General features: G+C 68.6%; 12 protein-coding genes, 1 tRNA gene and 1 pseudogene. 6 read left to right on the top strand and 8 right to left on the bottom strand.

Translation table 11 applies throughout. The annotated features are described in order from the left end of the window. Window positions 1–543 (top strand): annotated as a pseudogene (gene rplI, locus RMP08_RS09525) (50S ribosomal protein L9); the annotation flags it as partial. A 286-nt stretch (window positions 544–829) separates the two neighbouring features. After that, window positions 830–1,366, top strand: a complete 537-nt coding sequence (locus RMP08_RS09520; RefSeq protein ID WP_310468761.1) for a hypothetical protein — start codon at window positions 830–832, stop codon at window positions 1,364–1,366. Between the two features lie 55 nt (window positions 1,367–1,421). Here the strand turns inward: RMP08_RS09520 and RMP08_RS09515 are convergent, their stop codons facing one another. Together RMP08_RS09515 and RMP08_RS09510 are read right to left on the bottom strand one after the other, a co-directional pair. Then, window positions 1,422–2,072, bottom strand: a complete 651-nt coding sequence (locus RMP08_RS09515) for a glutathione S-transferase family protein (protein ID WP_310468760.1) — start codon at window positions 2,070–2,072, stop codon at window positions 1,422–1,424. A 32-nt stretch (window positions 2,073–2,104) separates the two neighbouring features. After that, entirely contained in the window at window positions 2,105–2,674 is a 570-nt protein-coding gene (locus tag RMP08_RS09510) for a DUF6456 domain-containing protein (RefSeq protein WP_310468759.1), read from the bottom strand. 112 nt (window positions 2,675–2,786) lie between these two features. Here RMP08_RS09510 and RMP08_RS09505 point away from each other — a divergent pair, with 112 nt between their 5' ends. The 3 genes from RMP08_RS09505 (at window position 2,787) to RMP08_RS09495 (ending at window position 3,778) form a co-directional block, all read left to right on the top strand. After that, the gene (locus RMP08_RS09505) at window positions 2,787–3,350 is read left to right on the top strand and encodes a helix-turn-helix transcriptional regulator (RefSeq protein WP_310468758.1); all 564 of its coding nucleotides are present in this window, start codon (window positions 2,787–2,789) and stop codon (window positions 3,348–3,350) included. 12 nt (window positions 3,351–3,362) lie between these two features. Next, entirely contained in the window at window positions 3,363–3,497 is a 135-nt protein-coding gene (locus RMP08_RS09500) for a hypothetical protein (protein WP_310468757.1), read from the top strand. A 205-nt stretch (window positions 3,498–3,702) separates the two neighbouring features. Beyond that, window positions 3,703–3,778 (top strand) — tRNA-Val (locus RMP08_RS09495). An 11-nt stretch (window positions 3,779–3,789) separates the two neighbouring features. Here the strand turns inward: RMP08_RS09495 and RMP08_RS09490 are convergent. Further along, window positions 3,790–4,713, bottom strand: coding sequence for a MarR family winged helix-turn-helix transcriptional regulator (locus tag RMP08_RS09490; protein WP_310468756.1), 924 nt, complete (start codon window positions 4,711–4,713; stop codon window positions 3,790–3,792). Window positions 4,714–4,866: 153 nt separating this feature from the next. On the opposite strand from RMP08_RS09490, the gene RMP08_RS09485 reads away from it, so the two are divergent. After that, complete coding sequence (locus RMP08_RS09485) at window positions 4,867–5,157, top strand: hypothetical protein (protein WP_310468755.1); 291 nt, start codon at window positions 4,867–4,869, stop codon at window positions 5,155–5,157. On the opposite strand, the gene cysQ is transcribed toward RMP08_RS09485, so the two are convergent. From cysQ to RMP08_RS09460, 5 genes are all read right to left on the bottom strand, one after another. After that, a complete protein-coding gene (cysQ, locus tag RMP08_RS09480) occupies window positions 5,154–5,978 on the bottom strand; it encodes a 3'(2'),5'-bisphosphate nucleotidase CysQ (RefSeq protein ID WP_310468754.1) in 825 nt (274 codons plus the stop codon). The two genes, RMP08_RS09485 and cysQ, sit on opposite strands and share 4 nt — an antisense overlap. A gap of 84 nt (window positions 5,979–6,062) precedes the next feature. After that, entirely contained in the window at window positions 6,063–6,842 is a 780-nt protein-coding gene (locus RMP08_RS09475) for an SDR family NAD(P)-dependent oxidoreductase (protein ID WP_310468753.1), read from the bottom strand. A gap of 104 nt (window positions 6,843–6,946) precedes the next feature. Continuing rightward, window positions 6,947–8,821 (bottom strand): acetyl/propionyl/methylcrotonyl-CoA carboxylase subunit alpha, encoded by a 1,875-nt coding sequence (locus RMP08_RS09470; RefSeq protein ID WP_310468752.1) that lies wholly within the window; start codon window positions 8,819–8,821, stop codon window positions 6,947–6,949. Continuing rightward, complete coding sequence (locus RMP08_RS09465) at window positions 8,818–9,288, bottom strand: nuclear transport factor 2 family protein (RefSeq protein WP_310468751.1); 471 nt, start codon at window positions 9,286–9,288, stop codon at window positions 8,818–8,820. The genes RMP08_RS09470 and RMP08_RS09465 overlap by 4 nt, the downstream gene beginning before the upstream one ends. After that, a partial coding sequence (locus RMP08_RS09460) for a carboxyl transferase domain-containing protein (protein WP_310468750.1) occupies window positions 9,288–10,270 on the bottom strand: 983 nt, incomplete at its 5' end. The genes RMP08_RS09460 and RMP08_RS09465, both read right to left, overlap by 1 nt.

Below are 10,270 nucleotides of genomic sequence, written 5' to 3'. Positions count from 1 at the left end.
AAGACCGGTTTCGCGCGCAATTACCTGCTGCCGAACAAGAAGGCGCTCAGGGCCAACGAGGCCAACCGCAAGCTGTTCGAAAGCAACCGCACCAAGATCGAGGCCGACAACGCCGACCGCCGCGGCGAGGCGGAAAAGGCCTCGAAGGGCATCGACGGCAAGACCGTCAAGCTGATCCGCCAGGCCTCCAACACCGGCCAATTGTACGGCTCGGTCAGCGCCCGCGACATTGTCGAGGCGCTCGACGGCGACGGCGCCAAGCTGACCAAGAGCCAGATCGTGCTCGACCGCCCGATCAAGGCGATCGGCATGCATGAGGTCAAGGTCGCGCTGCACCCCGAGGTCGCGGTGACGGTCAAGGTCAACGTCGCGCGCTCACCCGAGGAAGCCGAGCTGCAGGCGCAGGGCATCGACGTCATGAAGCAGATGTTCGAGCGCGACACCGCCGACTTCACCGAGGAGTTCGACCCCAACGCCGAGCCGGGCACCGTGCCCGACGATACGGCGGCGGCGGCTCCGGCCGACGAGAGCGCGGAAGCGGCTCCAGAAGCGGCTGAGCCGGACACGGCGCCTGCTGCGGAGGCCGATCAGGCTCCCGCGGCCGAGGGCGGCGACAGCGACGAAGGCGAAGCGCAGGCTTAGGCCGGCGCTCGCTGCAATCTTCACAGGGGCTGCCGGTCACCGCCGGCGGCCCCTTTTTTTGTGCGCGCGCCTGGCCCGCGCGCGACGATCGGTTCGTCGCATAAGCCGTTGATCGCGCGGAACGAGTGGCGCTTGCCCGGGGTTATTGGCCCAGAGCACGGCGGGGCTATGCGAGGAGTATCGAGCGATGGCAGACGACAAGAAATTCGAGCAGGACCGCCAGGACGAAACCAGCCAGCAGGGCCAGCAGCCCCAGGGTCAGCAGCCCCAGGGTCAGCAGCAGGGTCAGCAGCAGGGTCAGCAGACGCCGACCGGGCAGCAGGGCCAACAGCCGAGCGGCCAGCAGCAGGGCGGGTTCGCCTCGCAGCAGCCGAGCGGGCAAGGCAGCGAGCAGGGCGGCCAGAGCACTGGCCAGAGCTCGGGCGGCCAAAGCTCGAGCGGCCAGACCGAGTTCGGCTCGGGCGGCGACACCGCGACGCTGAGCAGCGAGCAGGGCCTCGGTTCGGGCTCGGGCATCGGTGACAGCGGCGCCAGCGGCTCCGGTTCCTCGGGCCAGGGCGGCTTCGTCGGCTCGCAGGGCGACAGCTCGAGCGACTATCTCAAGGACGAGTCGAACCCCGACTTCGCCCGCCAGGGACAAGGCGCGACCGGCCAGAACGAAAATCTCGAGACCGGCCAGTCGAGCGAGCGCAAGTCCGAAGAGGACGACAGCTCTTCGATCTAACGCTTCAACCAGCTTCCGACCGCGCCGCGCTCCCCATTGGAGCGCGGCGCTTTTTTTATGTGGGAATCTTTTCCAGCATGGCGGCTTCGCCCGCGATCAGCGGCGCGAAGCTCGGCCGCGCGAGGATCCGTTCGACATAGGCGCGGGTTTTGGGGTGGCGCTCGGAGTCGGCGCCGAGCCCCATGTGGGCAAGGTTGGCGAACGGGCTGGCGACCGCAATGTCGGCCAGCGTCAGCGCATCGCCGACGAGGTAGCCGTCGCCTGACGGCGCGACCGCTTCGAGATAGTCGAGGATCGGCGGCAGCTCGTCACGCTCGGCGGCGAGCGCCACCGCCTCGTCGCCGGGCCGCCCGAGGAAGCGCGGCGCGACCACGCGGTTGAAGAATATCCGCGCCCCGCACGCGAACAGGATGGTGTCGGCGAATTCCTCGAACCAGATTGTCTTGCCGCGCAGTTCGGGATCGGCCGGGATCAGCGCGGGCGCGGGGTGCTTGGCTTCGAGGTAATGGATGATCGCGCTCGAATCGGAGAGCTGGTAGTCGCCGTCCGCCAGCGCGGGCATCTTGCCGAACGGGCTGGCCGCGCGGAAGTCGGGGTTGGGATCGGCGATGCCGACGCGCTGGTTGTCGAGCGCGATGCCCTTTTCGGCGGCGAACGCGAGCACCTTGCGCACGAACGGCGAGATCGACGAGCCGTATAAAATCATGAAATCCCCTTGAGCCGGCGGCAACGCGAGCGTCAGCCGATGCGGTAATAGACCGCCAGCCGGTCGAGCGCGAGGCCGAGCACCAGCCGCCCGGCGCGGGCCGGCCAGCCGAGCGCGCTTTCGGCGTCGCGCATGCCCTCGCCCGCGCACACCACGCGCCACAGGATATCGGACAGGCCCGGGCCGGCGAAGGCGATCGCGTCATCGAAGCGGCGGCGCGCGTCGAGCTGGGCGGCGGACAGATCCGGAGCGGGCGCCGCGCCGCCGCGCCGGCTGCCGACCGGCGACGCGGTCCACGACATGGTGATGCTCGGCGGCAGCGCCGAGCGCTGATAGTCGCCGCGCAGCCGCTCGCCGGCGTCGAACTGGCGCAGACTGACCAGCCCGCGCGCGCGCAGCCAGCCGAGCGGGGAGTCGGCGAGGTTGACGGTGACCGAGCGCGCCGGTCGCGGCCTGGCCCGGCCCGCGGCGTCGGCAAGCGGGTGTCCCGCAGACGCGGCGCGCCTGGGATCGGCCGCGGCACCGTCGTCGACATCGCCGATCGCGCGCTCGGCCAGAAGCCGCGCCGGTTTCGCAAGTTTCGCCTGTTTCGCCTGTTTCATCGGCGGCTCCCTCGCCCGCGGATCGACTCGAGCCAAAGTTGCTTGCCACAGCGGCGATTATGTAGGACAGTGAAAAATCCGATTTGGTTCGCATTAAAGAACGGGGGCAGCGATGATCACGCGCATTCGGGAAGTTCGCAAGGCGCGCGGGATGACCCTCGACGACGTCGCCAAGGCGTGCACCCCGGCGACCACCCCGCAGACCATCGGCCGGCTCGAGACCGGCACGCGCACGGTGTCGGTCGGCTGGCTCAACCGCATCGCGGCGGCGCTCGGGGTCGACGCCTCGGACCTGGTTGATCATGGCGAGCGCGCCGACCTCGCGGTCGCCGCCGTGCTCGGCGCCAATGGCGCGTCGGCGCCCAAGCGCGGCGGGATCGTGGTTGCCCCCAAGGCACAGGAGGGCCAGGTCGCGGTCAAGGTCACCGCCAGCGTCGGCGACTATCGCGCCGGCGACGAGATTTGGTGCGACATGCTCGAGCCGGGCGAGTTCGGCCGCGCGCTCAACCGCGACGTGCTGGTCCCGCGCCCCGCCGGGCGCTTCCTGTTCGGCCGGCTGATCGGGCGCGAGGACAATAAATTGCACCTCCTCCCGCCCGGCGCCGGCGGCCGCCAGAGCGTGGTCAGCGACCCGGCCTGGGCGGCCGTCGCGGTGCGGCTGGTGCGGAGCCTTTAGGCGGCACGCCCGTTGGCGCAGCCTGACCAGTGCAGGAGTGCCGAATTGTTCTTTTTCTCCAACCGCATCGGGTGCGGCACGTCGTTGCTGATCAGCGCCGTCGGCACCTTCTTGCTGCTGCTCGCGCTCGGCGTAATCCGCCTCTGAACCGACCCTCTCGCCAACGCCTGGCCAGTGCGCCCAGCTTGAGCGCCCAGCTTGAGCGCCAAGCTTGAGCACCAGCTCGAGCGCCCGGCGTGGGCGCCCAGCTTGAGGGCCCAGCTTGAGGGCCACCTTCAGCGCCTAGCTTGAGAACCCAGCTTGAGTACCCAGCCTTGCCGAGCGCCGCGCTGCATGGCAGTCAGCCGCGCGCGGGCGCTTAGCTCAGTTGGTAGAGCATCTCGTTTACACCGAGAGGGTCGGCGGTTCGAGCCCGTCAGCGCCCACCATCCCGTTCAGTTCACACCACCGCGGGGTGACCGACGTCCACGAAAAAGCGGCGCAGCGCGAGGCTCGCGGGGGGTGCCAGTTCGACGAACACGCGGCGCCCATCATGCGGATCGGCGCGGCGCACGAACAGCCCCTGCCCGGTCATCGTCTTGAGCCAGCGCAGCGCAGTGGTCGCCGGCACCGCGGCGGCGATGCACAGGCTCGACACCGGCACGCGCAGCTGGGCGATCTCGGCCTGGAGCAGGTCGAGCAGCATGTCCCACGCCGGATCGGCGAACAGATCCTCGGCGAAGAAGCGGCTGCGCAGGCGGCGCGCGCGGATCACCGAGCGGACAATGTCGGGCGCGACATCGGGCGGAGTGTCCGAGTGAGTCATGGGCGGCACCTCGTGCAGCGCGGTGGCCGGCCCCGACGACAATCGCGCCAGGGTCGAGGCGATCCGGCCCACCTCATCGCTCAATTGGCGCAGCCGCGCGCTGTTGCGGTCGGTCGCGATGTCGGAGAGGTGCCCGGCGCGGTGGACGCCCGATACCGCCAGCGCGAGCGCGGCGGCGCGATCGGCATCGGTGGCGTCAACCAGCAGGTCGACCGCATTGTCGGTCAGCCGCGCGCTGCACGGATCGACCAGGTCGGCGGTCGCCGCGACCACCGCGCTGAAGCGGCCGGCGCGGACATCGCGGTTCACGCTGTCGAGCAAGCGGTCCATCGCCCCGCCGCGGTCGCAATCGAGTTCGACCCACAAGGCCGACGCCGCGGCCTGGCGCTCGATCCGTTCCGGCGCCTGCTCGATTTCCACAATGTCGGCGATGCGCAGTCCCGACGCTTCGATCGTGCGCACCGCGCGTTGGCGGGCGGCCGAGCCGGTTGCGGCGATCAGCACAGGCGCCGGAGCGGCATAATGGTCGCTGGCGGCGTCGGTCGAAATCGCGTCCATGGCGATATCCCTTTATCAGAGAGCAGGACCGAGCAGCCCAAGTGTTAACGCGCATTGTGGACAAAAGTCAGCCGGTTTCGGCTCCACAATGGACCTATGCCCCATGCCTTCGAAACCATGCGGCGCTAAGCTTCGCCCGGCGAGGAACCTGTAGTGGCGGATTGGTCTGGCGAGTTGCATGCGGCCGAGTTGCGGGCGGCAAGGCGGGCGCAATGGCTGGCCGACCTCGCCGAAGCGGTCGAGCAGGCGCAATTGCTGCTGTGGGACCTAGCCGCCGCGGACGATGTCAGCCCCGAGGCGCGCGAGCTGTACGGCGATCTGGAATCGGTGCGGGTCGAAATCGACTCGCTGCGCGGCGTGGGCGGCGGCGACGACAGCGACGACCAGCTCGACCAATGGTTGCGGCTGTGGACGCAGCCCGACCCCGGGCCGCGCGCGGCCTAAACCCCCTGCGGCAGGTCGCCGCCGCCCGAAAACTCGCTCAGGAACGGCGCGATTGGCGGCGCTTGCCACCCTGCCGTCGCCACGAAGCCGCGGTTGAGGAAGGCGGTCTTGCCGTAACGCAGCGGTTCGCCATCGACGCCGTCGACGCGGCCCCCGGCGGCGAGCAGCACGGCGTGGCCGGCGGCGGTATCCCACTCGCTGGTCGGCGACAAACGCGGATAAATGTCCGCCGCGCCTTCGGCGACGAGGCAGAATTTGAGGCTCGAGCCGATCGAGACATGGCCGCACTCGCCCACAGCCTGCGCGAGATAATCGGCGGTGGCCTGGGTGAAATGCGATTTCGAGGCGACCGCGGCGATGTCGGCGCCGCGCTGGCGGGTGCGGATCGCGCTGCGCCGGCTGTCCGCCTCGAGCCAGGCGCCCTCCCCCACCAGCCCGCCGTGAAGGCGGTCGGTGGCCGGGGCGTAGACCACGCCGAGGCGCGGGGCGCCGGCGACGATCAATCCGATATTGACGGTGTAATCATCCCCGCCGCGAACGAACTCCTTGGTCCCGTCGAGCGGGTCGACGAGGAAGTAGGTTTCGCCGTGCTGCGGGATGCGGCCCGCCGCGACCTCTTCCTCGGCGATCACCGGCACGCCCGGCGCGGCGCGCTCGAGCGCGGCGAGAATGATCGCCTCGGCGGCGCGGTCGCACACCGTTACCGGCGACAAGTCGCTTTTGGTCTCGACCTCGAACCCGGCCGCGACCAGCTTGAGGATTTCGGCCCCGGCCGCGCGCGCTGCGACGGCGATGTCCTCGAGAAGTTTCGGTTCATCCATGCCCGGTTCCGTTCGTGTCGAGCGAAGTCGAGATACGCCCCTCGACTTCGCTCGGGACGAACGGGAAGTGCTGCAACGCCAAGCTCACCGCGGCGCCATGCGGATGCCGCCGTCGAGGCGCACGCTTTCGGCGTTCATGTACGGGTTTTCGACCATGAAACAGGCGAGGCGGGCATATTCCTCGGGCTGGCCGAGGCGCTTGGGAAACGGCACCTGCGCGCCCAGCGCGTCCTGCACGTTGGGCGGCATCATCGCCACCATCGGGGTCTTGAACACGCCGGGCAGGATGGTGTTGACGCGCACCCCATCGTTCATCAGGTCGCGCGCGATCGGCAGTGCCATCGCCACCACCCCGCCCTTCGACGCCGAATAAGCCGCCTGGCCGATCTGGCCGTCCTCCGCCGCGACCGAGGCGGTGTTGACGATCGCCCCGCGTTCGCCGTCGGCGAGCGGCTCGAGATCGACCATCCCCGCCGCCGAATGGACGATGCAGCGGAACGAGCCGACGAGGTTGATCGCGATCGCCAGCTCGAACTGGTGCATCGGGTAGAATTTGATTGCTTTCGTCTCCTTGTCGCGGCCGACGGTCTTGACCGCGTTGGCGACCCCCGCGCAATTGACCAGCACGCGCTCCTGGCCATGTGCCGCGCGCGCCTTGGCGAACGCCGCGGCGACTTTTTCATCGCTGGTCACGTCGACCTCGCAGAAGATGCCGCCGATCTCGGCCGCGACCTTCTCGCCCTTGTCGACATCGCGGTCGAACACCGCGACTTTCGCTCCGCGCGCGGCCAGTTCCCGCGCGGTCGCCTCGCCGAGCCCCGATGCGCCGCCGGTGACGACCGCAGCGATTCCTTCGATGTCCATTCTTCACTCCCAAATCCGTTCGGGCTGAGCTTGTCGAAGCCCTGCCCTTCTCATTCGCCCTAGGAAGAAAAGCAGTCCTTCGACAAGCTCAGGACGAACGGTTCCTACGCCTTTCCAGTGGGTTCAATCTTGGCCAACACACTGCCCTCGCCGACCTGCGCGCCGGCGGCGGCGTTGACCTCCGCCACGGTGCCGTCGAACGGGGCGGTGAGGGCGTGCTCCATCTTCATCGCCTCGAGCGTGAGCAGGCGCTGGCCCTTGACCACCGTCTCCCCCACCGCGACTTCGACCGCGGTGACCTTGCCCGGCATCGGCGCGACGATCGCGCCGTCGCCCGCCGCCGCGCCGACGCTGCCGCGCGACGCCAGCGCGAACTCGAACGCCTGGCCTTCGTGGAACACCACCACCCGCTCGTCGTCGCGGAAGCCCGACACCGCGGCGATCTCGCCGTCGTCGAGCGCGACAGTGTCGAACTTTCCGCCGTGGCCGAGCGCGACCGCCGCGGCTTCGGGCGCGTTGAGGCGGAAGCCGGCGAGCCCCGCCAGCGTGTCGCCGTCCTCGTCGAGGGCGGTCGCCACCGCCGCCGCGCCGCGCCGGATGGCGCCGCTTGGTGCAGTATCGGGCACCAGCTCGTCGAGGTTGCGCGCAATGAACCCGGTGTCGAGCCGCGCGGCGATGAAATCCTCGTCGAGCAGCGAATTGAACAAAAAATTGGCGTTGGTTTTGACCGGCCATACTTCGACGCCGTCGAGCATCGCCGCGAGCTCGTCGATTGCCTCATCGCGGTCGGCGCCGACGGCGATCAATTTGGCGATCATCGGGTCGTAGTAAGGCGAGATCGCATCGCCCTCCTCGACCCCGGTTTCGATCCGCCCGTCCTCGCCCATATCGAAATGCTCAAGGCGCCCGACGCTGGGCAGGAAGTTTTTGGATGGATCTTCCGCATAGAGCCGCGCTTCGATCGCGTGGCCGATGATCGTGAGGTCTTCCTGCGCCAGCGGAAGCAGCTCGCCAGAGGCGACGCGCAACTGCCACTCGACGAGGTCGACGCCAGTGATCTCCTCGGTGACCGGATGCTCGACCTGCAATCGCGTGTTCATTTCCATGAACCAGATGCGGTCGGCGCGCAGGCCTTGCGACGCGTCGGCGATGAACTCGATCGTCCCCGCGCCTTCGTAGTTGACCGCCTGCGCCGCCTTGACCGCCGCGCCGCACACCGCTTTTCGCGTCTCTTCGCTCATCCCCGGCGCGGGGGCTTCCTCGATCAATTTCTGGTGGCGGCGCTGGAGCGAGCAGTCGCGCTCGAACAGGTGAACAACGTTGCCGAGAGAGTCGCCGAACACCTGGACCTCGATATGGCGCGGGCTCTCGATCCATTTTTCGAGCAGCACCACGTCGTTGCCGAAGCTGCTCGCCGCCTCGCGCTTGCAACTGTCGAGCGCGTCGTCGAAATCCGCCGCGGCGTCGACCTTGCGCATGCCCTTGCCGCCGCCCCCCGCGACCGCCTTGATCAGCACCGGATAGCCGATCTTGTCGGCCTCTTTCTTGAGCCGCGCGGGGCTTTGATCGTCGCCGAGATAGCCCGGCGTGACCGGCACTCCGGCCGCCGCCATCAGCGTCTTGGCGGCATCCTTGAGCCCCATCGCGCGGATCGAATCTGGCTTGGGCCCGACCCACACCAGGCCCGCGTCGATCACCGCCTGCGCGAAGTCGGCGTTTTCGGAGAGGAAGCCATAACCGGGGTGGATCGCATCGGCGCCGCTGTCCTTCGCCGCGGCGATGATCTTGTCACCGACGAGATAGCTCTCCCGCGCCGGCGACGGCCCGATATGCACCGCCTCGTCGGCCATCCGCACATGCAGCGCGTGCGCGTCGGCGTCCGAGTAGACCGCCACCGTGCGCACCCCCATCTCGCGCGCGGTGCGGATGATCCGGCACGCGATCTCGCCGCGGTTGGCGATGAGCAAGGATTGGATCACTGCCCCGGGCACCCGGTGACGCGCGACGAGAAGGTGAGATTCATCACTTTCCACGTGCCGTTGTCGCGGACCAGGTCGAAGTGGTCCATGCCGCAGTTGGCGACCTTGCCGTCGACGCGGACCACGAACGGCGCCCACACCATCGCGATGTCGCCGTCGATCTCAATCGCCGGGTCGGAGATGGTTTCGGTGAAGCGGTTCGCCGGCGTCACGCGCTGCGCGAACTCGGTCCAGCTTTGCTGGCGCAGGCCGCTGCCGGTGGCGCGGGTGCCCGTGGCGGTTACCCGGCCGGCGGGGTGGACCAGGCGCAGCATCGCCGCCGCATCGCCCGCCGCCAACGCCGCGAACAATTGCTCGATCGGGGCGAGCACGGCGGTCGCGGAAAAATCGGGCGGCGGGATCGGCTGCGCCGGCGGAAGCTGGGCGGCGGCGAGCAGCACGGAGGCGAGCGAGGTCATCATGGTCATTACATCCGGAACACGCCGAACTGCGGGCGTTCGGGGATGGGGGCGTTGAGGCAGGCGGCGAAGGCTAGTCCCAAAACGTCGCGGGTTTGCGCGGGGTCGATAATGCCGTCGTCCCACAGCCGCGCGGTGGCGTGCCACGGGTTGCCCTGCGCTTCGTAATCGTCGCGGATCGGTTGCTTGAATGCTTCAGCTTCCTCCGGCGTCCATTTGTCGGCGTCGCGGTGAACCGTCGCCAGCACCGACGCGGCCTGCTCGCCGCCCATCACGCTGATGCGGCTGTTGGGCCAAGTGAATAGGAAGCGCGGCGAATAAGCGCGGCCGGCCATGCCGTAATTGCCCGCGCCGAAGCTGCCTCCGATCAGCACGGTGATCTTGGGCACCTGCGCGGTGGCGACCGCGGTGACCAGCTTGGCGCCGTGCTTGGCGATGCCTTCGGACTCATATTTGCCGCCGACCATGAAGCCCGAGAGGTTCTGCAGGAACAGCAAAGGGATGCGGCGCTGGCAGGCCAGTTCGATGAAATGCGCGCCCTTGACCGCGCTTTCGGAGAACAACACGCCGTTGTTGGCGAGGATCGCGACCGGCATGCCCCAGATGTGCGCGAAGCCGCACACGAGGGTGCCGCCGTAGAGCGCCTTGAATTCATGGAATTCGCTGCCGTCGACGATGCGGGCGATGATTTCGTGCACGTCGTAGGGCGCGCGGACGTCGTCGGGGATGATGCCGTACAGCTCCTCCGCGTCGTATTTGGGCGGGCGCGGTTCCCTTACCACATAGCCGTTCGGGCTGAGCTTGTCGAAGCCCTTCGACATGCTCAGGGCGGACGGCACATTATCGAAAGTGCTGACGATGTCGCGCACAATCGTCAGCGCATGCTCGTCGTTCTCCGCAACATGATCGACCACGCCCGACTTGCGCCCGTGCGTGTCCGCGCCGCCCAGTTCCTCGGCGCTGATAACTTCGCCCGTCGCGGCCTTCACCA

It is taken from the genome of Sphingomonas sp., assembly GCF_031426035.1.
Classification (GTDB): domain Bacteria; phylum Pseudomonadota; class Alphaproteobacteria; order Sphingomonadales; family Sphingomonadaceae; genus Sphingomicrobium.
Note: the sequence above shows the minus strand (reverse complement) of the source record. Positions and strands in the feature narration are given on the sequence as shown.

Bases quoted from the DNA above. Each gene is read 5' to 3' on its own strand.
- RMP08_RS09520 (WP_310468761.1), top strand. From the start codon at position 830: ATGGCAGACGACAAGAAATTCGAGCAGGACCGCCAGGACGAAACCAGC.
- RMP08_RS09515 (WP_310468760.1), bottom strand. From the start codon at position 2,072: ATGATTTTATACGGCTCGTCGATCTCGCCGTTCGTGCGCAAGGTGCTC.
- RMP08_RS09510 (WP_310468759.1), bottom strand. From the start codon at position 2,674: ATGAAACAGGCGAAACAGGCGAAACTTGCGAAACCGGCGCGGCTTCTG.
- RMP08_RS09505 (WP_310468758.1), top strand. From the start codon at position 2,787: ATGATCACGCGCATTCGGGAAGTTCGCAAGGCGCGCGGGATGACCCTC.
- RMP08_RS09490 (WP_310468756.1), bottom strand. From the start codon at position 4,713: ATGGACGCGATTTCGACCGACGCCGCCAGCGACCATTATGCCGCTCCG.
- cysQ (WP_310468754.1), bottom strand. From the start codon at position 5,978: ATGGATGAACCGAAACTTCTCGAGGACATCGCCGTCGCAGCGCGCGCG.
- RMP08_RS09475 (WP_310468753.1), bottom strand. From the start codon at position 6,842: ATGGACATCGAAGGAATCGCTGCGGTCGTCACCGGCGGCGCATCGGGG.
- RMP08_RS09465 (WP_310468751.1), bottom strand. From the start codon at position 9,288: ATGACCATGATGACCTCGCTCGCCTCCGTGCTGCTCGCCGCCGCCCAG.